This is a genomic window from Loktanella sp. R86503 (assembly GCF_042466455.1).
In the GTDB taxonomy this organism is placed as follows: Bacteria; Pseudomonadota; Alphaproteobacteria; order Rhodobacterales; family Rhodobacteraceae; genus Loktanella.
Genome location: NZ_JAXHCI010000002.1, coordinates 7,501 through 30,458, shown reverse-complemented (window position 1 = coordinate 30,458; position 22,958 = coordinate 7,501). Strand labels below are relative to the sequence as shown.

The 22,958-nt window shown below is 62.0% G+C and carries 22 protein-coding genes and 1 tRNA gene (1 of these 23 running past the window's edge); 16 read left to right on the top strand and 7 right to left on the bottom strand.

Translation table 11 applies throughout. From position 1 onward, the window contains the following. Positions 1-7 precede the first annotated feature (7 nt). Positions 8-1,693: a peptidoglycan-binding protein gene (locus SJY10_RS01170; RefSeq protein WP_386679186.1), complete on the top strand. Its 1,686-nt coding sequence runs from the start codon at positions 8-10 to the stop codon at positions 1,691-1,693. On the opposite strand, the gene SJY10_RS01165 is transcribed toward SJY10_RS01170, so the two are convergent. The 3 genes from SJY10_RS01165 to SJY10_RS01155 all read right to left on the bottom strand — a co-directional run bounded on the left by SJY10_RS01165 (position 1,690) and on the right by SJY10_RS01155 (position 3,328). After that, positions 1,690-2,916: an ABC transporter substrate-binding protein gene (locus SJY10_RS01165; RefSeq protein ID WP_386679185.1), complete on the bottom strand. Its 1,227-nt coding sequence runs from the start codon at positions 2,914-2,916 to the stop codon at positions 1,690-1,692. The genes SJY10_RS01170 and SJY10_RS01165 overlap by 4 nt on opposite strands. A gap of 129 nt (positions 2,917-3,045) precedes the next feature. Then, on the bottom strand, positions 3,046-3,171 hold the full coding sequence (gene ykgO / locus SJY10_RS01160; RefSeq protein ID WP_072857948.1) for a type B 50S ribosomal protein L36: 126 nt from the start codon (positions 3,169-3,171) through the stop codon (positions 3,046-3,048). Positions 3,172-3,253: 82 nt separating this feature from the next. After that, positions 3,254-3,328, bottom strand: a tRNA-Val gene (locus SJY10_RS01155). A gap of 151 nt (positions 3,329-3,479) precedes the next feature. Here SJY10_RS01155 and SJY10_RS01150 point away from each other — a divergent pair. Together SJY10_RS01150 and SJY10_RS01145 are read left to right on the top strand one after the other, a co-directional pair. Beyond that, positions 3,480-4,334: an N-formylglutamate amidohydrolase gene (locus SJY10_RS01150; RefSeq protein WP_386679184.1), complete on the top strand. Its 855-nt coding sequence runs from the start codon at positions 3,480-3,482 to the stop codon at positions 4,332-4,334. Positions 4,335-4,378: 44 nt separating this feature from the next. Next, positions 4,379-6,172, top strand: a complete 1,794-nt coding sequence (locus tag SJY10_RS01145) for an SLC13 family permease (protein ID WP_386679183.1) — start codon at positions 4,379-4,381, stop codon at positions 6,170-6,172. A 25-nt stretch (positions 6,173-6,197) separates the two neighbouring features. Here the strand turns inward: SJY10_RS01145 and SJY10_RS01140 are convergent, their stop codons facing one another. Continuing rightward, positions 6,198-7,451, bottom strand: coding sequence for a DNA polymerase IV (locus SJY10_RS01140; protein WP_386679182.1), 1,254 nt, complete (start codon positions 7,449-7,451; stop codon positions 6,198-6,200). A 25-nt stretch (positions 7,452-7,476) separates the two neighbouring features. Here SJY10_RS01140 and SJY10_RS01135 point away from each other — a divergent pair, with 25 nt between their 5' ends. The 9 genes from SJY10_RS01135 (at position 7,477) to SJY10_RS01095 (ending at position 16,238) form a co-directional block, all read left to right on the top strand. After that, positions 7,477-7,953: an NUDIX domain-containing protein gene (locus tag SJY10_RS01135; RefSeq protein ID WP_386679181.1), complete on the top strand. Its 477-nt coding sequence runs from the start codon at positions 7,477-7,479 to the stop codon at positions 7,951-7,953. An 80-nt stretch (positions 7,954-8,033) separates the two neighbouring features. Continuing rightward, the gene (locus tag SJY10_RS01130) at positions 8,034-10,040 is read left to right on the top strand and encodes a hydantoinase/oxoprolinase N-terminal domain-containing protein (protein ID WP_386679180.1); all 2,007 of its coding nucleotides are present in this window, start codon (positions 8,034-8,036) and stop codon (positions 10,038-10,040) included. A gap of 109 nt (positions 10,041-10,149) precedes the next feature. Beyond that, complete coding sequence (locus SJY10_RS01125) at positions 10,150-10,494, top strand: antibiotic biosynthesis monooxygenase family protein (RefSeq protein WP_386679179.1); 345 nt, start codon at positions 10,150-10,152, stop codon at positions 10,492-10,494. 90 nt (positions 10,495-10,584) lie between these two features. Further along, the gene (locus SJY10_RS01120) at positions 10,585-11,187 is read left to right on the top strand and encodes a CDP-alcohol phosphatidyltransferase family protein (protein ID WP_386679178.1); all 603 of its coding nucleotides are present in this window, start codon (positions 10,585-10,587) and stop codon (positions 11,185-11,187) included. A gap of 21 nt (positions 11,188-11,208) precedes the next feature. Then, complete coding sequence (locus tag SJY10_RS01115; protein ID WP_386679177.1) at positions 11,209-12,405, top strand: ABC transporter substrate-binding protein; 1,197 nt, start codon at positions 11,209-11,211, stop codon at positions 12,403-12,405. A 94-nt stretch (positions 12,406-12,499) separates the two neighbouring features. Beyond that, positions 12,500-14,191 carry an ABC transporter permease gene (locus SJY10_RS01110; protein WP_386679176.1) on the top strand — a complete coding sequence of 564 codons (1,692 nt, stop codon included), beginning with the start codon at positions 12,500-12,502 and terminating at the stop codon, positions 14,189-14,191. Next, positions 14,184-14,831: an ATP-binding cassette domain-containing protein gene (locus tag SJY10_RS01105; protein WP_386679175.1), complete on the top strand. Its 648-nt coding sequence runs from the start codon at positions 14,184-14,186 to the stop codon at positions 14,829-14,831. Before SJY10_RS01110 ends, SJY10_RS01105 begins: the two co-directional genes overlap by 8 nt. A 247-nt stretch (positions 14,832-15,078) precedes the next feature. Beyond that, a complete protein-coding gene (locus tag SJY10_RS01100; RefSeq protein WP_386679174.1) occupies positions 15,079-15,972 on the top strand; it encodes an SPFH domain-containing protein in 894 nt (297 codons plus the stop codon). Then, positions 15,972-16,238, top strand: coding sequence for an NfeD family protein (locus SJY10_RS01095; RefSeq protein WP_386679173.1), 267 nt, complete (start codon positions 15,972-15,974; stop codon positions 16,236-16,238). Before SJY10_RS01100 ends, SJY10_RS01095 begins: the two co-directional genes overlap by 1 nt. A 165-nt stretch (positions 16,239-16,403) precedes the next feature. Here SJY10_RS01095 and SJY10_RS01090 read toward each other — a convergent pair whose 3' ends face one another. After that, the gene (locus SJY10_RS01090) at positions 16,404-16,616 is read right to left on the bottom strand and encodes an orotidine 5'-phosphate decarboxylase (RefSeq protein WP_090190119.1); all 213 of its coding nucleotides are present in this window, start codon (positions 16,614-16,616) and stop codon (positions 16,404-16,406) included. Positions 16,617-16,726: 110 nt separating this feature from the next. Further along, complete coding sequence (pyrF, locus tag SJY10_RS01085) at positions 16,727-17,446, bottom strand: orotidine-5'-phosphate decarboxylase (RefSeq protein ID WP_386679172.1); 720 nt, start codon at positions 17,444-17,446, stop codon at positions 16,727-16,729. Positions 17,447-17,513: 67 nt separating this feature from the next. Between pyrF and SJY10_RS01080 the strand changes: the two genes are divergently transcribed. The 3 genes from SJY10_RS01080 to clpB all read left to right on the top strand — a co-directional run bounded on the left by SJY10_RS01080 (position 17,514) and on the right by clpB (position 21,956). Beyond that, a complete protein-coding gene (locus SJY10_RS01080; RefSeq protein ID WP_386679171.1) occupies positions 17,514-18,341 on the top strand; it encodes a TolB family protein in 828 nt (275 codons plus the stop codon). A 69-nt stretch (positions 18,342-18,410) separates the two neighbouring features. Further along, positions 18,411-19,154, top strand: coding sequence for a hypothetical protein (locus tag SJY10_RS01075; protein WP_386679170.1), 744 nt, complete (start codon positions 18,411-18,413; stop codon positions 19,152-19,154). Positions 19,155-19,343: 189 nt separating this feature from the next. Further along, a complete protein-coding gene (clpB, locus tag SJY10_RS01070) occupies positions 19,344-21,956 on the top strand; it encodes an ATP-dependent chaperone ClpB (protein ID WP_386679169.1) in 2,613 nt (870 codons plus the stop codon). 58 nt (positions 21,957-22,014) lie between these two features. On the opposite strand, the gene SJY10_RS01065 is transcribed toward clpB, so the two are convergent. Then, positions 22,015-22,497 (bottom strand): fasciclin domain-containing protein, encoded by a 483-nt coding sequence (locus SJY10_RS01065; RefSeq protein WP_386679168.1) that lies wholly within the window; start codon positions 22,495-22,497, stop codon positions 22,015-22,017. Between the two features lie 287 nt (positions 22,498-22,784). On the opposite strand from SJY10_RS01065, the gene msrP reads away from it, so the two are divergent. Continuing rightward, a protein-coding gene (gene msrP / locus SJY10_RS01060) for a protein-methionine-sulfoxide reductase catalytic subunit MsrP (RefSeq protein WP_386679167.1) crosses the window boundary here: on the top strand, positions 22,785-22,958 show its start. The gene runs 726 nt beyond the window's last position; only the first 174 of its 900 coding nucleotides appear in the window; its start codon is at positions 22,785-22,787; the stop codon falls past the right edge of the window.

Genomic DNA, 22,958 nt, shown 5'->3' with positions numbered 1-22,958 from the left:
CGTTTCCATGCGCCATCTGTTGCTGTCTTCTGTCTTGATTTGTGCCGCGTCCCTTGCGCAAGCGCAGGATGCGGCCTTGATCGTCGGGATCACCGATTATGCAGCCTTGCCCGATGTGACCGGCGGAATCGAAGTCGCACAGGCCGGGGCGGCTCTGGACAAGGCGGGCTTTCGCGTTTTCGGAACCGGGCGCGGCCAAACGGACAGCACAGCCGTGCAGGGGCAGGGCAACGCCTTTGCCGCGCTGTCGCCGGACGCGGATCGCATGGTCGTTGTGCTGGCGGGGCAGTTCGTCAACGACGGCACGCGCAGCTGGCTACTGACCGCGGATTCGCCCCAGCCTGCCCCCTTTACTGTGGGGCAGCGATCCTTGTCAGTGGAAACCGCGATGATGCTGCTGGCACAAACGCCGGGGTCGGCGGTGCTGGTCTTGGCCGAACAGGACAGCGATGCCGATATTGCCGGTCCGGGCCTGTTGTCAGGCATCGGTGATCTGACAATTCCCAGCGGCGTGACCGTTGTGCGCGGTGATGTCGCCGCCGCCCGCAACCTGCTGCGCGATGTTATCGCCGTGCCGGGCGGCGATGTGATCGCGGCGGTACGCAAGTCGGACAGCCTGTCGGCCAGCGGTTTCGTGCCCGGCCAACTGATACTGGTGCCCGCAGGTCAGCAGACCCCCGCCACGCCTGTGCCGCAGGCGAACAACGATGTCGTGACAGGTGTGACCGCCGATCTGGCGACAATGTTCGAAGGCTCTGCCTGGGAACAGGCCCGCAAGACCGACACCCAAGCATCCTACGCCGCCTATCTGGACCGCTTTCCGGACGGTGCCCATGCCGGCGATGCCGTGAAACGGCTGCAGGCCCTGCGCAATCCCGATTCTGCATTTAAACAGGCAGAGGATGCCCTGAAGCTACCCATAGAGGCGCGCCGTGCCGTCCAGCGCAATTTGCAGGTGCTTGGTTTTGACACACGCGGGATCGACGGCATCTTTGGCCCCGGCACGCGCGGGGCGATCAGAACGTGGCAGGGCCAGAACAACACCGCCCAGACAGGATACCTGACCGCAGACACGATCGGGCGGATCAACGATCAGGCGGCCCGCCGCGCAGCAGAGCTGGAATTGCAGGCCGAACAACGCCGCACAGCCAATCGCGCCGCAGATCGGGCCGATTGGGAAAAGACGGGCGCAACCGGAACCGCAGCCGGCCTGCGCGCCTATCTTGATACCCATCCGGATGGGCAGTTCGCGGATCAGGCGCGGGCGGCTTTGGCCGAAAGACGCCAGCAGAACCGCTCTGCCGCGGCGAACGCGGACCGTGTCCTTTGGGACCGTATGGTCGAAGCCGATAATGTTGCGGCCTATAACCGCTACCTCGCGGAACAACCCGATGGCGCATTTCGTGACGACGCGGTCGCGCGCATTGCGCAGCTTCAGAAATCAGTTGCGGCAGAACGGGACAATTCCGCCGCCGCCGCAGCAGAGCAGCAGCTGGCCCTTGACCCGATCAGCCTGCGCCTGGTCGAGGCGCGTCTGCAGCAGCTTGGCCTTAATCCCGGGGCAGTGGATGGCCGCATCGACGGCGATACCCGCGGGGCAATCCGCAGGTATCAACGTGATCGCCAGCTGACCGCCAGCGGATTTCTGGATCAGGCCACCGTATCGCAGATGCTGACCGACGCCTTTCGTTAGGGGGCGGGCACGAAGCGTTCGGCCAGCAGGCGGACAAATCCGGTCTGGTCGCCGACCTGCTTAAGCCCGATCAGATAGGTGCCGGGAACGGTGCGGGCGACCATACGGGCATTGGTGTCATCGCCGCCATCGTCATCCTGCGCGACTTCGCGGCCAAGATCGTCGTACATGACAAGCCAGGGGTCGCCGCCTGCACCGCTTGCAATCGCTTCGACCAGCAGCAGGCCGGGTGCATCCAGTGTCAAACTGAACCAGGTGGCGTTTCCGGTGATCTGTTCGTCCCGCCGCAGCCGGTTCGGCAGGGCACCCAAGTCAACGATCGCGACTGAACCATCCAGCGGCGGCGCAGCTTCGCCTTTGCTGAACAGGACGGCCAGTGCAGCGGCCGCATCATAGGCACTGACGGCCACATCAATCGGCAAACTCCGGTCGCTGATGGCGTCCAGTGCAATGCAATATGTGCCCGCCGCCAAAGGTGTCGCGGCATCAATACGCGAATTCAGCCCGTCGAAATCATCGTTTTCGCCCAGAGTTTCGTCGTCAGGACCGATCAAGGTCAGGGTCGGGTCTGCCTCTGTATTGTTGGCGGTGACACTGATGGCCGTGGGCGCATCCAGCGTAAAGCGCGCGAAACCGGCATCCGCTGCGCTGCCTTGATAAGTCAGGCCGTCGCTGCTCAACACGCCCAGGTCGCGCCCATCGGCGCAGCCTTGGACCCGCTCTGGCGACGGGGTGCTGTTGGGGCTGCTTTCGGGGGCGTCATCCACGCCGGTTGTCAGTGCCTCCATATCGGTGCGTCCGACACGCACAAATGCAGTCATGGGCGAATCATCAAAGCTGCGCACGACGGCGCAGTAATCGCCCGGCTCCAGCGTTGTTTCGATGCGCGAAGCGCCGTTGCCACCTGAATCGTCGTCGGTCGCGATTTCCGCCCCGTCCGGTCCCAGCAGCGACAGTGTCGGATCGCCGTTGCCGCGGCCTGCGGCTTCGATTCGAACTTCTGTTGCTTCGCTGATGCTGAACAGCCCGACATAGCGGTTACCGTTCAGGACCAGCGCCATCTGCTCGCCAAAGTTTTCGGTCGTTGCAATGTCGGATGTTTCGGCCGCGCCGCCGATCCACTGGCCGCCGGTTCCAGCCTCACCGCAAAAGGTGTCCTGCGCGACGGCAGGGGCTGCAATCAGCGTAGCAAGGGCGGCAAAGCCGAGGTGAAGCTTAGGCATGGTGGATGGCCTTCATTAACAAAAAGTGAATGACCGCAACCTAGGATGAAGTGCCGTCAATACGCCACCCCAAACGCAAAAGGCCGCGCCCAAATGGGCACGGCCTTTGCATCGAATAGATAACCGATATTAGCCCTGACGGGCTTTGAACCGGGGTTGTGTCTTGTTGATGACGTAGACACGGCCCTTACGGCGCACGACGCGGCAATCGCGGTGGCGCTGCTTGAGCGAGCGGAGGGAGTTGCGTACTTTCATATCGAAAGGCTCCTCTTGTCGCGGCGCGGCGGTTGCGCCTTGGGTTAAAATAAGGGCACCATTGCTGGCCCCCTGCGAATTCTGGTGGACGATACTGGGATCGAACCAGTGACCCCTTCGATGTCAACGAAGTGCTCTACCGCTGAGCTAATCATCCATTCCGTTTGCTGTCTTGCCTGCAGTCCGACGTATCAGAGCTACCGGCAGAACCGCTCGGGTAGGCGGTCTATAAAAGGATCATTCGGGGGGATCAAGGCCTTTTGGTGTTTTCTATAAACGCGCTATGTTTGACACGAACAGGAGCAGTCATGACCCACCCCGCATACGATCTTTTTAGCCCTACCGTGCGGTCGACCTGCGTGGTTTTCGCTTCTCCGCATAGCGGAAGAGCCTATTCTGATGCGTTTTTAGCGCAAACAAAGCTGAATAGCGATGCAATCCGGTCGTCCGAGGATGCGTATGTCGATGATCTGTTCTCGAACGCTCCGGGTCATGGTGCCCCCCTGATCGCCGCCCGTACGCCGCGCGCCTATGTCGATTTTAATCGCGCCCCCGAAGAATTAGACCCCGCCTTGATCGAAGGTGTGCGCCGAATCTCGCCTAATCCCCGAGTCGCAAGCGGTCTGGGCGTGATTCCCCGTGTCGTCGCCGGGGGGCGGGTGATTCACGACGGTAAGATTACGCTGGAACAGGCCCATGCGCGCATCACCGGGCATTGGCGGCCATGGCATGACCGTTTGCAGACCCTGCTGGACGAATCAGCGCGGATGTTCGGTCAGTCTGTTTTGATCGACTGTCATTCCATGCCGCACGAAGCCTTGGACAGTTTCGCCGGTGCTCGCCCCGATGTGGTGATCGGTGATCGCTTTGGGGCTTCTGCCAGTGCAATGCTGGTGAACGAGGTGTGCAATGCCTTTACGGACGCCGGGTTGCGCTGCGTGCGCAATGCGCCCTTCGCCGGGGCCTATGTCGCGCAGCACTACGGCAAACCCGCCCGCCGCCAGCACGCGATCCAGATCGAAATTGACCGCGCCCTTTATATGAACGAGCAGACGCTGCAAAAGCGTGACGATTTCGACGATTTGCGCCGCCTTCTGGACGGTGTGATCGCCAGGATCGCAGCGGCAGGTGCAGCGGACGACCATGCCCTCGCGGCAGAATAAGCTGAATAAACAGTAAACCGTTTCCCCTCTTTTTGATGGACCCCATGACTGATTTCATCCCTGCCGACTGGGCGCCCTTGGTGGCGCTGGGCCTTTTGGTGTTGCTGCTTGCAACATTTATCTGGGAAAAATACCCGCCAGAGGTGACAGCCGCAGGCGCTGCCGCGCTGTTCATTGTTCTGGGGCTGGTGCCCATGGATCAGGTGCTTGGCGTATTTTCCAACTCTGCGCCGATTACGATTGGGGCGATGTTTGTGTTGTCCGGTGCGTTAGTGCGGACCGGCCTGCTAGAGGAGCTGTCGAACCGCATCATCACTCTTGCCGCAAAGCGCCCCTTCGTCGCCGGCGCGGCTTTCGTCGCGGCGACGGTCATCGGCTCTGCATTTGTGAACAATACGCCCATCGTGCTGGTGCTGATTCCTGTCGTGATCCGGCTGGCCCGTTCGCTGGGTATTGCGGAAACGCGCCTGCTGATTCCACTGTCCTATGTCGCCATCCTTGGCGGAACGCTGACCCTGATCGGCACCTCGACGAACATCCTAATTTCCGGTGTGGCGACCGAACAGGGGCTGGACCCTTTCGGCATCTTTGAAATTATGCCTGTTGGTCTGATTGCCATCGGCACAGGCCTTGTGACACTTGCCGTGCTTGGTCCGTTGCTGCTGCCTGCGCGGCAGGGCACGATGGACAATACGGCCAAGCATGATTCGGTCTATCTGACAGAGGTTCGCATCACCGAAGACTTTGCTGGTCTTGGCAAGCTACTGCCAGAGGTGGCCGCCTTTTCCCACGCCGGTGTGCAGGTCACCGCAATTCGCAAGGGCGGCCGCCTGCGCCGCGATGGCCTGGCCGAACATGCTGTCAGCGCTGGTGATGAATTCGTGATCCGTGCCAGCATGTCCGAACTGTTGACGCTGCACGCCGTGCCGGGCCTGGTCACCGGCTATCGGCGCGGGGCCGCACCGGCAGGTGCCCCCGACGATGATCTGGTAATTGCCGAGGCGATGGTCACCGGCGGCAGCCGCGCCGGCAGCCAGACGCTGCATCAGATGTCGATCGGTTATCGCCATGGCATGCGCGTGCTGGGGGCATATCGCCACGGCCACCAGATCGGGCCGGACCTGCGCAACGCCCGCCTGCGCGCCGCCGATTCGCTGCTGCTGGAAGGCACGCAGGGTGCATTTGAACAACTGTCCAGCGCGGGGGACATGATGACTGTCACCCTGTCCTCTGGCCGGGCCTATCGCCGTGGCCGCGCGCCGATTGCCTTGCTAGCCTTGCTGGCTGTCGTCGGGCTCGCGGCTTTGAACGTCGCCCCGATTGCGATCGTGTCGCTGGTCGCCGTCGCCGTGATCTTGCTGCTGCGCTGTATCGATAGCGAAGAAGCCTGGGGTGCCATCGACGCCCAGATCCTTGTCCTGATCTTTGCCATGCTAATCGTCGGTGTGGGCTTGCAGGAAACGGGTGCGGTGCAACTGATCGTCGATACCCTTGCCCCCGTGCTGGACGGCCTGCCGCCGATCCTGTTGCTGGCTGCGGTCTATGCGGTGACGTCGATCCTGACGGAAATGGTGACGAACTCTGCCGTGGCCGTCATCCTGACCCCTATCGCCGTGGGGCTTGCGGCGCAAGCGGGCATTGATCCACGTCCCTTGGTGGTCGCCGTGATGTTCGGTGCCTCTGCCAGCTTTGCCACGCCAATCGGCTATCAGACCAATACGCTTGTCTATGGTGCCGGTGATTACCGCTTTGCCGATTTTCTGAAAATCGGCGTCCCGATGAACCTGATCGTCGGGGCTGCATCCGTGATCGCGATCCCGCTGTTCTTTCCGTTCTAGGCACCGCCAAAGGACGTTTCAGCCCCTACCGCAAGGCGCGGCCTTTGATAATGGCCGCGTCGCCAAAGCGGCCCCTGATCGCATCCGCGGCTCGTTCGGCGCGGATGCGCTTGTCTGCATCCGGGTCCAGCAAATCGCCGCTTAGATCCGCCTCGGTTCCGGGCGTCAATTCGGATAACCCGACACCCAGCAAGCGATAGGTCGGATGCGGGGCGGCGGCATCGAACAGCCCACGCGCCGTGCGGTAAATCGTGTCGGCAATCTGCGTCGGATGCCGGAGCGACTGCCGCCGGGTGATCAACCCGTGATCGCTGCGCTTCAGCTTCAGCGTCACAACGCGCCCGGCGATATCCTTGGCCTTGGCGCGGGAACTGACCTTTTCCGCCATCCGCCAGATATGCCCGTCAAGGATATCGGCATCCTGGGTATCCTCGTGAAACGTCGTCTCGTTCGACAGGCCGCGCACGGGCGTATGGGCGCTAATCCGTCGCCCGTCTTCGCCGCGGGCAAGCTGCCACAGCCGGTCCCCCATGCCGCCAAAGCGGTCATTCAGATCGCGCCGGTCCCAGCGCAGCAGATCGTCAAAGGTGCGAATCCCCGCGCTGGCCAGACTTTCCTGCCCGACCGCGCCAATCCCCCAGATCAGCCGTACCGATTTAGGCCGCAGAAACTCTGTCGTCTCTGCCGCGCCGATCAGAGAAAACCCGCGCGGTTTATCCAGATCAGACGCAACCTTGGCCAAAAACTTGTTGTGACTCAGCCCGATGGACCCGGTCAGCCCCAGCTCGTCCTTCATCCGCTTGACCAGCCGCGCCAGCATCACGGCAGGCGGCGCACCGTGCAAGCGGGCGGTGCCGGTCATATCCAGAAATGCCTCGTCCAGACTCAGCGGCTCCACCACCGGGGTCAGCTCGTCCATCAGCGCGCGAATCGCGCGGCTGGCTTCGACATAGGCCTCGAACCGCGGCTTCACGATCACCGCATCAGGGCACAGCTTCAGCGCCTGAAACATCGGCATTGCCGATTTTACGCCCCTGATCCGCGCCACGTAACAGGCCGTCGACACCACGCCGCGCCGCCCGCCGCCAATGATGACCGGCTTGTCGGCAAGCGCCGGGTTGTCGCGCTTCTCGACGCTAGCATAGAATGCATCGCAGTCCATGTGGGCAATCGTCAGATCGAACAGCTCCGGGTGCGATGTCACACGCGGGCTGCGGCAAGCCGGACACCGCCGCGCGGTGTCAAAGGTCGTCAGGCAATCGCGGCAAAGACTCGGCATGAGGTTAGGATAAGGGGTGCGGGCGATGGTCACAACGCCGGTTGATGCACAAAGCAGCGACGACTTCGACGGGGCCAAGGTCGCACTGTTTCTGGGTGATCGGCTGATCGTCATCCGCCGCGACAACAAACCGGACATTCCCTATCCCGACATGTGGGATTTTCCCGGCGGCGGCCGCGACCCCGAAGAGACGCCGTTCCAAACCGTCGCAAGAGAGACGCAAGAAGAAATCGGCCTGATCCTGCCCGCCTCTGCCGTCATCTGGCAGCGCCGGGAACGCCGGGCCTCTGACGGCCTGATCATCTGGTATTTCGTGGCCCGCCTGCCTGCATCGACGCAAAATGACGTCGTTTTCGGTGACGAAGGCCAGTTCTGGCGCATGGCCACGGTCGACACGGTCCTGCACTGGACCGACGTCGCGGGTGCCCTGCAGGACCGCCTTGCGCTGTGGCGATCCGGCGCGCCGGCCAGCGATCCGGTACTTGCCGGCCTGCCGGGTTGATGCCGCGCCCCGTGCGATTGGGGCTGGAAGGCCAGACCGTGCAGGCGCTACACCCTAGCCGCAGATAAAAGGGGCAGGTCATGGGCTATCTATTGGGCGTTGATACAGGCGGCACCTATACCGACGCCGCCGTGCTGGATGGCGATGCGACCGCCGTATTGGCCAAGGCCAAGGCCCTGACCAGCCGCCCCGATCTGGCCCTTGGCGTTGCAGAGGCGATTGATGCCGCCATCGCTAGGGCGGGTGTCGCAGCGACCGACATCGACGTCGTCTCCCTCTCGACTACCCTCGCCACTAATGCACTGGTCGAAGGGCAGGGGGGGCGTATCGCCCTGATCTTCATTGGGTTCGATCCGCAAGAATTGACGCGCGCCGGCCTGCAGGACGCGCTGCGCGGTGATCCTGTCATCTCCCTTGCCGGCGGCCACACCCACGCCGGAACCGAGGCTGCGCCTTTCGACGCAAATGCCCTGCAAACCGCCCTGCAGGACCTGCCGGCCGTGACCGGATTCGCCGTCGCCGCCAGCTTTGCCACCCGTAACCCGGCCCATGAAATCGCCGCCGCTGATCTGATCCGCGCCGCGACCGGCCTGCCGGTTACCTGTTCGCACGAACTCTCTGCCGCGCTGGGCGGGCCTAAACGCGCCCTTACCGCCGTGCTGAACGCCCGCCTCATCGGTATGATCGCGGGGCTGATCACCGCTGTCGAGGCACATCTGACCGCCATCGGTGTAACCGCCCGCCTGATGGTCGTGCGCGGCGATGGTGCCCTGATCCCTGCAGGTATGGCCCGCACCCGCCCGATTGAAACGATCCTCTCCGGCCCCGCCGCCTCTGTTGCCGGGGCCGCCTGGCTGACGCAGCAGCGCGATGCGCTGATCTCTGACATCGGCGGCACCACGACGGATATCTGCCATTTGCAAAACGGTGCCCCTCGCATTGATCCGCAGGGCGCAATGGTCGGCGGCTTCCGCACCATGGTCGAAGCTGTCGCCATGCGCACCTGGGGCCTTGGCGGGGACAGCGCTGTCAACATTGTGCCTGGCTTGAACGGCGATCTACTCCTTGGCCCGCGCCGCCTGATGCCGATCGCCTTGCTCGCACAAACCCACCCCGATCTTGTGCATCCAGAGCTTGACCGTGCCCTGGCTCAGGACGGCCCGCCCCTGGATGGCGGTCAGTTTGCCTTGCCGCTTTGGCACCATTTGCCTAGCAATCTGGACAAGCGCGAAGCCATCGTCGCCGAACGCCTAGCCGCTGGCCCCGCGCGCATGGGCGATGTGGTGACAACGCGCCTCGACCACCCAGCGCTGATGCGCCTCGTGACCCGCGGCCTTGCGATGATTGCAGGCGTAACGCCGTCCGACGCCGCCCATGTGCTTGGCCTGACCGATCAATGGGACGCAAATGCCGCAACCAAAGCGCTCATACTCTTTACCCGCACCCGGCGCGGCGACGGGCAACGCATCGCCACTGATGCTACCAGCCTCGCCCAGACCATCATCGCCCAAGTCACGACCCAAACTGCCGACTGCCTGCTGCAGGCTGCCTTCGCCGACGACACCCGCGACTGGGGCGATACCGCACCGGACCGCCTTGCCGCCCATCCCCTGACCATGGCGGGCCTCGACCACCACAACGGGCTGATCAGAACGCAACTGTCCCTTGGCGTGCCCGTCATCGGTCTAGGCGCCTCTGCCGCCAGCTACTATGGCGCAGTGGGCGACCGCCTTGGCACCCGGATGATTGTGCCAGACCACGCCGATGTCGCCAACGCCATCGGCGCCGTCGTCGGGCAGGTCGTCATGCAGGCCAGCGGCACGATCACAACCCCCGGCGCGGGCCGCTTCACCGTCCACACCGATGATGCCCCGCAAACCTTCCCGACCTCCGCCGCTGCGCTGGCCGCCCTCGAAGCCAGCCTGACCGCTACCGCGACCGCCCGCGCCGCACAGGCCGGCGTCACCGATCCGCAAATCACTGTCACCCGCGACATCAACGCCGCCCTCATCGAAGGGCAAGAAATGTTCTTTGGCGCAGACCTGCGCGTCACTGCCCGCGGTCGCCCCCGGATTGCCCGGTCCTAGCTTCTTCTGGTCCAAAATATCCCGGGGGAGTCCCGCAGGGACAGGGGCTGGCCCCCTTCCACCCTTTCCCGCTAGCATGGCCGCCCATTCCCAGACCCAAAGGCCCGTCATGATCGCAGTTATCTTCGAAGTCCTGCCTCACGCAGACAAGCGCGACGCCTACCTTGCCATGGCCGTTAAAATGCGCCCGCTGGTGCAGCAGATCGACGGCTTTGTGTCGGTCGAACGCTTCCAGTCCATCACCAATCCTGACAAACTCCTCTCCATCAGCTTCTTCCGGGACGAGGCCGCCTTGGAAGAATGGCGCAAGCTTACCGCCCACCGCGGGGCGCAATCCGCTGGACGGGCGGACATGTTCGCCGACTACCGCATCCGCGTGTGCGGCGTCATGCGCGACTACAGCATGACCGACCGGGCAGAGGCCCCGGCGGACAGCCGCGATATGCACGATTAACACTATTTCACTGCGTCACGTTGCCGTCAGGCGGATTGCAAGGCCCCGTTGGCTGCGTCAAAACAGATCAACCCGCAAAAGGCTGCTGACATGCTTGACCGTACCGCCCGCCAGCTGATCGACCCGCCGCTGAACCGGCTGGGCCGCGCTTTGGCGGCGCAGGGGTGGACGGCAAACACCGTAACATTGCTTGGACTCGCGCTGGGTTTGCTCGCTGCGGCAATGATTGCCCTTGGTGCACCATTGCTGGCGCTGATCCCGCTTCTGGCGAGCCGCCTTGCAGACGGTCTGGACGGCGCAGTTGCCCGCGCCACCCAGAATACCGACTTTGGCGGCTACTTGGATATTGCGTGCGATTTTGCGTTTTACGCCGCTATTCCGCTTTCTTTTGTATTCTTGAATGATGCCAACGGCCTCTCGGCCGCCTTCCTGCTCGCGTCCTTTTATATCAACGGCACCAGCTTCCTCGGCTATGCCATCCTTGCGGAAAAGCGCGGGATCACGACGCAGGCGCAAGGCATCAAATCGCTCTACTATTCCAACGGCCTGCTTGAGGGGACAGAGACAATTGTCTTCTTCGTCCTGCTTTGCGTGTTTCCTGTTGCCTTTGCCCCGCTGTCTTGGGGCTTTGGTGTGCTATGTCTCGTCACCGCTGCCTTGCGTATCTACGGCGCATCTAAGCTCTTCACTTGATCCCTCTTTGAAAGGACCGACATGAGATCTCTTGCCCTTCTGGCCGCCATGGCCTTGCCACTTGCAGCACAGGCGCAAACAGACCCCGCCGATTGGGATGCGGTCATCGCCGCCGCCAAAGGGCAGACTGTCTATTGGAACGCCTGGGGCGGGTCGACGACGACCAATGATTTCATCGCCTGGATCGGTGACAAGGTGCAGGACGAATACGGCGTGACGCTGGAACACGTCAAACTGACCGACACCGCCGACGCTGTCACCCGCGTGCTGGCCGAAAAGCAGGCAGGCACCGATACGGACGGCGCGATCGATATGATCTGGATTAACGGCGCGAACTTTGCCGCAATGAAGGACGCGGGCCTGCTGTTCGGCCCCTTCGCAGAACAGCTGCCAAACTGGAAATACGTCGATGTCGACGGCAAAACCGTGCAAACCGATTTCACCGTCCCCGTCGAAGGCTTCGAATCCCCTTGGGCCATGGCGCAGGTCGTGTTCGACTATAACAGCGAAGTCGTGCAGCCTATGGGGTCGATGCAGGCGATCCTTGACTGGTCCACTGCCAACCCCGGCCGCTTTACCTATCCGCAGCCACCGGATTTCTTGGGCACGACATTCCTGAAACAGGTGCTTGTCGATACGCTGGACGATGCCAGCGTGCTGCAACAGCCCGCGACGGATGATAACTACGATGAAGTGACGGCACCGCTTTGGGCCTATCTTGACGCGCTTACTCCGACCCTGTGGCGTCAGGGCCGCGCTTATCCGGCGACAGGCACCGCCATGTTCCCGCTGATCGCGGACCGTGAAATCGATTTGTCGATTTCCTTCAGCCCGGGCGCAGCCACCGCTGCAATTGCCAATGATGAACTGCCGGATACCGTGCGCACCTTTGTGCTGGACAAGGGCACCATCGGAAACGCCTCTTTCGTGGCCATCCCCTATAATTCCGGCAGTGTCGAAGGCGCGATGGTCGTCGCCAACGCCCTGCTTTCGCCAGAGGCGCAGGCCCGCGCACAGGACCCCAATATCCTTGGCTACGGCACCGTGCTGGCCATGGACAAGCTGGACGCGGACCAAAAGGCGCTGTTCGATGCCCTCGACCTTGGCATTGCGACCCTGTCGCCAGAGGAGCTGGGCGCCGTACAGGCTGAACCGCACCCCAGCTGGATGACCCGCATCAGCGATGACTGGACAGCCCGCTACGGCGTGGCGCAGTAAACTTGTCTGCACGGCGACCATCTGTCGGCCCACAGCGCCTTCCCGCGATCGGGAAGGCGCTTTTGCCTTGGCCTGCGGCGGGCTTGACCGGCTTATGAAAAATCGCGTCCTTCCCGTCGTTCCCGCGCTGACCTTGCTTGTCATGCTTGGCCCTGTGCTTGCCGGGCTTTATGGCACAGTGCTGCCCGCCTTTGGCCATCTGCCTGCTGCCGGGTTGGTGGGGCCGAATTTGGACGCCTTTCGTGCACTGCTGGATTGGCCGGGCCTGCCGCGCAGCGTGATGCTGTCCCTGACGACGGGGATCGGCACCACGGTTATTGCGCTGGCGCTTGTCATGCTGCTGGTCGCCGGTTGGTCTGGCACCCGCGCCTTTCGCGCATTGGAACGCTTGCTGTCGCCGCTGCTGAGCGTGCCGCACGCCGCGGCAGCCTTTGGTCTAGCGTTTCTCATCGCGCCATCAGGCTGGATTGCCCGGCTGCTGTCGCCCGCGATCACCGGATGGACCAATCCGCCGGATTGGCTCATCGTGCAGGACCCACTTGGACTGACCTTGATGCTGGGCATGGTGGTCAAGGAAATGCCATTCCTGCTGCTGATGACCCTTGCCGCGCTGGGCCAGACCGACGCCGCCCGCGCCCGCGCGATTTCATCTGCGCTGGGCTATGGCCGCACGACTGGCTGGCTCAAGACTGTTTTCCCGCGGGTCTATGCCCAAATCCGCCTGCCGGTCTACGTCGTGCTGGCCTACGGGATGAGCGTTGTTGACGTGGCACTTATCCTTGGTCCCAACACTCCCCCGCCGCTGTCCGTGCAAATCGTACGCTGGATGGGGGAGCCTGATTTCGCCTCGCGCTTGTTGGCAAGCTCGGCGGCCCTGGTGCAACTTGCATTGGTGATCGGCGCGTTGCTGTCCTGGCGGCTTGGCGAAATCCTTGTGGCGGCTGTGGGCTTGCGCTGGATCGCCAGCGGCCATCGCGGCGCGTCCGATGCGGCTGTGCGTATCGCGGCGCTTGCGGCGGCATCGCTTGCCGCCTTGTCGATTCTGCTAGGTCTTGTCGTGCTGGCGGTTTGGTCGTTTTCCGGCTTCTGGAGCTTTCCGAACGCACTGCCTGATGCCTTCTCTCTCAAAACATGGATGCGGCAATCCTCTGGCGTGCTGGCCGCGCTGGGCGAGACGGCCTTTATCGCTGGCGGCGTCACACTGCTGGCGCTGGTGCTGACCATCGGCTGCCTAGAGGCAGAGTACCGCCAGCGGCGCGACCTTACGCAGCGCGGCCTGTTGCTGCTGTATTTGCCGCTGTTGATCCCGCAGACGGCTTTTCTGCCGGGCCTGCAATCCTTGTTGCTAAATGTGGGTGCCGATATTGGCCGCGCGCCTGTCATGCTGGCCCATCTGGTTTTTGTGCTGCCTTATGTGTTTTTGTCCCTCGCCGATCCGTTCCGTGCTTGGGATTCCCGCAACGCCAGTGTCGCTGCTGCGCTGGGGGCCAGCCCGGACGGCATCTTGTGGCGGGTGCGTTTGCCGATGCTGCTGCGGCCGGTTCTAACTGCGGTGGCCGTCGGATTGTCGGTCAGCGTGGGGCAGTATCTGCCGACGCTGTTGATCGGCGGTGGCCGTGTCGCGACCCTGACAACCGAGGCGGTCGCCCTCACCTCTGGCGGGGACAGGAAGGCGATTGCGGTGTGGGGGCTTATGCAAACCGGCGCGGCGCTAGTGCCCTTTGCGCTGGCCCTGATCATTCCCGCGCTGGTCTGGCGTAACCGGAAAGGACTAAGCTATGGATAAGGGCCTGACACTGGATCGCATCGCGGTTTTCAAGGATGGCGCGCCGCTGGTGGCGCTGGACCACCACATTGCCCCCGGCGAGGTGCTAAGTGTGATGGGGCCATCCGGCATCGGCAAGTCGACGCTGCTGTCTGTTGTCACGGGGACCCTGCCGCCTGCTTTTCGCTATACCGGGCGGGTCCGGCTGGACGGGCGCGATATTACCGACGCCCCGCCGCAACGCCGGATGGTCGGGATCCTGTTTCAGGATGATCTGCTGTTTCCGCATCTGTCGGTCGGGGCCAACCTTGCCTTTGGTCTGCGGCCCGGTGGCACCCGCGCTGCACGGCAAAAGCGGATCGATGATGCCCTGGCCGAGGTTGATCTGGCCGGATTTGCGGATCGCGATCCTGCGACGCTGTCGGGCGGGCAAAAGGCCCGGGTGGCGCTGATGCGGATGCTGCTGGCAGAACCTTGCGCGTTGTTGCTGGACGAAGCCTTTGGCCGTCTGGACACGGCGCTGCGGGCCCAGGTGCGCGAGTTGGTTTTCACCCGTGCCCGCAGCCGTGCCCTGCCGGTTCTGATGGTAACACATGATGCGCAGGATGCCGAAGCCGCGGGCGGCGAGGTTGTGACGCTTTGCGCGCCGGCGGGAGCGTAGAGGCCGATTTTTCGACGAAAGATCGGAACAGCGGCACCCGGGTGAAATACATTTCAAAAACTAAATGTTTCGCGTGCGATACATATTATGTAAAAGAATCGTTTTTCATGACAAAGGGTTAGCATTCCCTTGGCAAGGCGATCGCAGCGTTTGCGCCCTGCGCGGCAAAGGGGGCCGGCGGCATGTTTGCATTGCAACAGCTGCGCGCGGGTCTTAGCTGTTTCGCAACACAAATGGAGCGATGCACATGGACCCTCAGGCGCAACTGACTGATTTTCTGGGACAGAACCTTGTCCTGCTGTTGCTTGCGGTGTTCATCATCGTCTGCGTTTTCGCCGGTGTACGCATCGTGCCGCAGTCCGAAAAATATGTGGTGGAACGGCTGGGACGTCTGCGCGCTGTTCTGGGGCCGGGCATCAATTTCATTGTGCCGTTTCTGGATCAGGTCCGGCACAAGGTCAGCATTCTGGAACGCCAGCTGCCCACGATGCAGCAAGATGCGATCACATCCGACAACGTATTGGTGCAGGTCGAAACCAGCGTGTTTTACCGCATCATAGAGCCTGAAAAGACAGTTTATCGTATTCGGGATGTGGACGGTGCGATTTCGACCACGGTGGCCGGCATCGTCCGGTCAGAGGTTGGCCGGATGGAGCTGGATCAGGTCCAGTCAAACCGCAGCAGCGTTATCGCGGCCGTGCGCGAACAGCTGGCACAGCAGGTGGACGATTGGGGAATCGAGGTGACGCGGGCCGAGATCCTTGACGTCAATCTGGACGCCGCAACGCGTGCTGCGATGTTGCAGCAGTTGAATGCGGAACGTGCCCGCCGCGCCCAGGTGACAGAGGCTGAAGGCAAGAAGCGTTCGGTCGAATTGCAGGCTGATGCTGATCTGTATTCGGCAGAGCAGGAAGCTAAGGCGCGCCGCGTTCTGGCGGATGCAGAGGCCTATGCGACGCAGGTTGTTGCAGTTGCGATTGCGGAAAACGGATTAGAGGCTGCGCAGTATCAGGTGGCGCTGAAACAGGTCGAGGCGATTGCGAAAATCAGTCAGGGGTCGGGCCAGCAGACCGTGATCCTGCCTGCGGATGCGGTCGAAGCCTTTGGCAATGCGTTCCGCATGTTGAAAGGCAAAGTCTGATGCTGGCGTCTGTCTGGTGGGTCTGGCTGTCCGCCGCCCTTGGGCTGGCGACGCTGGAAGTGATCGTGCCCGGTTATATCTTTCTGGGTTTTGCGATCGGGGCCGCCCTTGTTGGTTTGTTGCTGCTAATTGTTCCGATTGCATCCATGCCGCTTATTTTGGTGATTTTTGCGGCGTTGTCGCTGGGGGCCTATCTGGCGATGCGGCGGATTTTTGGTTTGCCGGGGCAGGTGCCGAAAATCTGGGAACGCGACATCAACGATTAAGTGCATGGTGCCCGTAATCCGGCACCGGAGTGCCGGCGGATAGGGCACATAAAAACGGCGCGGAGTTCCAATAGAACACCGCGCCAGTTAGAAGGTCGCGCCCAGAGGCAATCAACTCGGGACAGAGGCAGAGATTGCGGCAGCAGGCCTTCGGGAAACGTGAAATCAGATGGACGACATCAGGGATGCGCCGCTGTCGGACATGCGCAGGGCATGCTTGGCCAGGCCAGTGCGCACACGGTCCATGTCCATGTTCAGCGGCCCTGCGACCATGCAAGGGTAACGGAAGGTGCGGCCAGCGCGCTGAATATCGACGCGGGCTTCGAAGGCACCGGCAGTTGCGTTGTAACGGACATCGCCAAGGTTAATCTGTGTCATGCTCTTTACTCCTCGATCAGCGGGTCCTGATGACCGCGTCTGTGGTGTCTTCTATTGAGGTAGTAACAACACAATATGCAGATTAGTTCCAAAAAAGTTAATTAAGTGGTTTACATGCCGGATTCGTGACCTGCGGTGCCAATCTGTTTCAGAATCGATTGGGCGGCGGCGCGGGGGTCTTGGGCCTGCCATATCGGGCGGCCAACCACGATGTGATCCGCCCCGTCCTGCAGGGCAAGTGCCGGTGTCGCTACACGTTTTTGATCGCCAAGCGCCGCACCGTCAGGGCGCACGCCGGGGGTCACGATTAAACGGTTCGTCGATTCGGGCAGGGCACGAATCGCTGCCGCCTCTTGCGGAGAGGCGATGATGCCGTCGGCACCGGCATCAAAGGCCCTGCCAGCACGGTCGACGACCAGATCGGGGATCGCGCCGTCGCGGATCAGCGATGCATCCAGATCGGCCCGATCAAGTGAGGTCAGGATCGTGACAGCAAGGATTTTCATATTGCTGCCAGCGGCACCGGCTTTGGCGGCCCGCACGACATGCGGGTCGCCGTGGACGGTTAGAAAGTCGATGTCGAACTGGGTAAAGCCGCGGACAGCCGCCTCTACCGTGGCACCGATGTCGAACAGTTTCATATCGAGGAAAATACGCTTGCCGTGTTCATGCTTTAGCTCGTTGGCCAGCGCAAGGCCGCCGCCGGTCAGCATGCCAAGGCCGATCTTGTAGAACGACACGGCGTCGCCGAGTTTTTCGGCCAGTTCCATCCCGGCCACCACATTTGGCACATCAAGGGCAACGATCAGGCGGTCATCGGCAGCAGTCATGGGCTTTCCTTTCGCGATTTGACTGTGGTTTAGTCGCAAGCGGTCACAGGGGCAATCGGGGGGCGGGATGCGCAGCAGTCTGGAAGTGTATGACATGGCGCGGGGACGGGCCCGCGTGTTGTGGCAGACCGATGATCTGATCGAAGCACCGAATTGGCATCCGGATGGCTGGCTGCTGGTGAACCGCGACGGACGGTTGTTGCGGGTGCCGCTGGACGGGGGCGAGGTGGCAATGATCGACAGCGGGATTGCGCAGGCCTGTAATAATGATCACGGGTTCAGCCCCGACGGCGCATGGATCTATGCCTCTTCGCATGTGGACAAGCTGTCGACGCTGTATCGCATTCCGGTGGCTGGCGGGGCGGCGGAACAGATCGTGCGCGATGTGCCGTCCTATTGGCACGGCGTCAGTCCGGACGGGGGCGAAATTGCCTATTGTGCGCGGCGCGGCGGGCGGTACGAGGTTTGCGTCCAGCAAAATGGTGAAGTTCAGTTGACCGGTGTGCAGGGGGACGAGGGGCATAATGATGGCCCCGATTTCAGTGCGGACGGGAACTGGATTTGGTTTAATTCCGACCGCAGCGGGCAGGCGCAGATCTGGCGGATGCGGCGCGATGGGTCGGATGTGCAGCGGATGACGGTATCGGCGGACACGGTGGACTGGTTTCCCCATCCCAGCCCTGACGGGCGGCATGTGCTGTATTTGGCCTATCCCGGCGGCACGGCGTATCACCCGCGCGATTTGAATGTCGCATTAAGGATTATGCCGCAAGACGGCGGAGAGAGCGCGATGGTATTGGAACTGTTCGGCGGGCAAGGATCAATCAATGTGCCTTGCTGGGCACCGGACAGCCGGTCCTTTGCCTTTGTGCGCTATGCGCCCGGTGTGGATTGACCGCGGCGGGTGTTGGACCTAGGTCTTTTGCCAAAGGGCATGGCCCGTTACCTTGGAAGGAGCCATATCGTGGCAGATAAGAATGGCGGTTTCGCCTCTAACCCATTTTTCATGATTGTCGGCCTTGGTGCCGGTGTCGCGCTGGTGATTGCGCTGGCGATCGCCGCCACAGCCCCCACCACCGGAGAGGCCGTCGGGTCCGGCCCGGTTGTGTCCCATGATGCCGAGGGCGGGCATACAGAGGCTGAGGGTGATGCGGCGGCAGATGATGCTGCCATGGCAGAAGACGCTGCTGCAGAAGACGAGATGACTGAAGCAGAAGAGCCGGCCGCGCAGGCCGCCCCGGCGGAAGAAGCACCTGCAGAGGAAGAAGCACCTGCAGAAGCGACACCTGCAGAAAATGAAGCTGCGCCTGCCGAGGATGCTGCGCCTGCCGAGGATGCTGCACCAGCCGAAGATGCAGCACCAGCCGAGGATGCAAACCCGGCCCCTGCCGACGCTGTTGAGGAGCAGTCGGGCAACAACGTCACGCCCGAAGATACCGCCGACACCGTAACCCCGACGGGTGAGGCCGCGGCCCCCGCACCTGCGCCAGAGGCGTCGACCGAGGATGCGCCCGCAGCCGATACGCGGGACGAAGGCATTGACCCTGACGCCAGCAACGAAAGTGAAGATGGCCTTGTGATTGATCAGACCGTCGATCCTGACAATGGCGGGCCGGAAGGCAGCAACCCGGATGGCGGCGCGGCCCCTGTATTCCCTACCCCCTCTGGCCCCGAAGGTTCGGACGGCAACGCGCTGACCACCAACTAAAGCCCTATCGCAAACGATATGGATGGCGCGTCCCGCAAGGGGCGCGCCATTTGCGTTTCGGCGCGAAATTTAGGTGTGGGATACTTGCAACAGGGTGCGCGGCATCCCACATTTGGGAAGAGGCCCGAACACAGGGTGTGCCGCACAGCGGGCACCATCGCACGTCGGGTGCTTTACAGGAGAGACACCATGAACCTAGAGAAATTTACAGAACGTTCGCGCGGTTTTATTCAGGCCGCGCAGACCATCGCCATGCGCGAAAATCACCAGCGTTTGCTGCCGGAACACCTGCTGAAAGCCTTGATGGACGACAGCGAAGGACTTGCCGCAAACCTGATCAGTCACGGCGGCGGCGATGCAAAGGCTGTACGCGACCATGTTGATGCGGCGGTCGCGCGGATTGCGCGTGTGACTGGCGATGCTGGCCAGACTTATATGGATAACGTGACGGCTAAAGTTTTGGACGAGGCTGAAAAGCTGGCGACCAAGGCGGGCGACAGCTTTGTCCCGGTGGAACGGATTTTGACGGCTTTAGCCGTGGTGAAATCTAAGGCCAAGGATGCTCTGGATGCGGGCAAGGTTACTCCGATGGCGCTGAATGCCGCGATCAACGACGTCCGCAAGGGGCGCACGGCGGATAGCGCCAGTGCCGAGGACGGCTATGACGCGCTGAATAAATACGCCCGCGATCTGACCGAAGCGGCGCGTGAGGGCAAGATTGACCCGATTATTGGCCGTGATGAGGAAATTCGCCGGTCGATGCAGGTGCTGTCACGCCGGACCAAGAATAACCCGGTTCTGATTGGTGAGCCCGGCGTTGGTAAAACGGCAATTGCCGAAGGTCTGGCCCTACGGATCGTCAACGGCGACGTGCCGGAAAGCCTGCGTAACAAGCGTTTGATGGCGCTGGATATGGGCGCGCTGATCGCTGGTGCGAAATATCGCGGCGAATTCGAAGAGCGCCTGAAGGCGATCCTGAAAGAGATCGAGGCCGCCGCAGGGGAGGTCATCTTGTTCATCGACGAGATGCACACGCTGGTCGGCGCGGGCAAGGCGGATGGCGCAATGGATGCGGCCAACCTGATCAAGCCGGCGCTGGCGCGGGGCGAGCTGCACTGTGTGGGTGCGACGACCTTGGACGAATACCGCAAGTATGTGGAAAAAGATGCGGCGCTGGCGCGGCGGTTCCAGCCAATCATGGTGGAAGAGCCGACCGTTGTGGACACGATCAGTATTCTGCGCGGCATCAAGGAAAAGTACGAGCTGCACCACGGTGTGCGGATTTCCGATAGCGCCCTTGTTGCGGCGGCGACCTTGTCTCACCGCTATATCACGGACCGTTTTCTGCCGGACAAGGCTATTGACCTGATGGATGAAGCCGCGAGCCGTCTGCGGATGGAAGTGGACAGCAAGCCCGAAGCCCTAGATGCGCTGGACCGCGACATCATGCAAAAGCAGATTGAGCAGGAAGCGCTGCGTAAAGAAGATGATCAGGCGTCGAAGGACCGTCTGGCCAAACTGGAAGAAGAGCTGGCCAACCTGCAAGAGCGTGCGTCGGAAATGACGGCGAAATGGCAGGCCGAGCGGGACAAGCTGGAATCGGGCCGCGAGCTGAAGGAAAAGCTGGACCGCGCGCGCGCCGAGCTGGAGATCGCCAAGCGCGAAGGCAATCTGGCCAAGGCCGGAGAGCTGTCTTACGGTGTGATCCCTGAACTGGAACGTCACCTGTCGGAAGCTGAAAGCAATGACGAGCTGATGGTCGAAGAGGCCGTGCGGCCGGAACAGATTGCCGAGGTCGTCGAGCGGTGGACCGGTATTCCGATGTCCAAGATGCTGGAAGGCGAGCGGGACAAGCTGCTGCGGATGGAAGACGAGCTGGGCAAGCGCGTCATTGGTCAAAAGCAGGCCGTGCGGGCGGTCGCCAATGCGGTGCGCCGGGCGCGGGCGGGTCTGAATGACGAAGGGCGCCCCTTGGGCAGTTTCCTTTTCCTTGGGCCAACCGGTGTCGGTAAAACAGAGCTGACGAAGGCGCTGGCGAGCTATTTGTTCGACGATGACAACGCGATGGTGCGGATCGACATGAGTGAGTTCATGGAAAAACACGCTGTCAGCCGTCTGATTGGCGCGCCTCCGGGCTATGTCGGTTATGATGAAGGCGGTGTGCTGACCGAAGCCGTGCGGCGCCGTCCTTATCAGGTCGTGCTGTTCGATGAGGTCGAAAAGGCGCATCCCGATGTCTTTAACGTGCTGTTGCAGGTTCTGGACGACGGTGTGCTGACGGACGGGCAGGGGCGGACAGTCGATTTCAAGCAGACGCTGATCATCCTGACGTCGAACCTGGGCGCGCAGTCGCTGTCGATGCTGCCTGATGGTGCCGATCCGGCGCAGGCCAAGCGCGACGTGATGGACGCGGTGCGGGCGCACTTCCGCCCCGAGTTCCTGAACCGTCTGGACGAGACGATTATCTTTGACCGTCTGGCACGGGGTGACATGGCGGGGATCGTCAAGATCCAGATGCAGCGGCTGGAACAGCGGCTGGCGGGGCGGAATATCCACCTTGATCTGGATGCTGGCGCGCTGGGCTGGCTTGCTGACGAAGGGTATGACCCGGTGTTCGGCGCGCGTCCGCTAAAGCGGGTGATCCAGCGGGCATTGCAGGATCAACTGGCCGAGATGATCCTGGCAGGCGATGTGCATGACGGGGATACGATCCCGGTCAGCGCGGGGGTTGATGGCCTGATCGTTGGCGACCGGGTGTCGGGCACCAACAGGCCAAAACCGGATGACGCGGTCGTCCACTAAACGATGAAGCCCCGGCAGATCGCTCTGCCGGGGCTTTTTAATGCGGTGTAATCAGCGATTACATCGGCGGCATGATGACAGAGTCGATCACATGGATCACACCGTTTGATGCGGCGATGTCGGGGGTGCTGACGGTTGCGTCGTTTACCATGACAGTATCACCCACGGTAAAGGTCACGTCCTGACCTTCGACGGTGGCGGCGGTCATGCCGTCGGTCAGGTCAGCGGCCATCACGGAACCGGGCACAACGTGATAGGTCAGGATCTTGGCCAGTGCCTCTGGGTCTTCCAGCAGACCTTCTACGGTGCCTTCGGGCAGTGCGGCAAATGCCTCATCTGTGGGAGCGAATACGGTGAGCGGGCCTTCGCCCTTCAGCGTCTCGACCAAGCCGGCGGCTTCAACGGCGGCGACAAGAGTGGTGAAGTTTCCGGCCTCGATGGCGGTGTCGACAATGTCCTTGTCAGAAGAGTGGGCGGCTGCGAAAGCGCCTGTCCCCAAAGTGATCAGGGCGGCGGTCGTCATGAACGTACGGCGTAGCATAATGGTCGTCTCCTAAATTGCGTTGCTGCGCGCCAAACCTTGGCTGCATGACGTGGATATGGGCGGGCAAACTGCCCCTTCCAGTGCGAAAATTGCGACATCCAGTCACTGTTCGGCGGATTGTTTCGTTCTAGGGTTGGGGTTTGTGTCAGATGTTTCACGCAGCCGTGATTGGCGGGGTGGCGGATATGCCAAATGTGCGGGATTACGGTTTGCACGCGCCAACGTGAGAAACCTTTCAATCGTTTTATGCGTATATTCCCCAAGACCTATAATCGGAGAGACCTATGGCCCACCGCTGGACAAACGACATGACCCCCGCCGACGTGACTCCGAAGTCGCTGTTTCTGAATCGGCGGCAGCTGATTGCGGGAACGGCTGGCCTTGGGGCGATTGCGATGGCTGGCGGTGCGCAGGCGCAGGACGCGATGACGCCGAACACGCTGGAAGAGATCACGACC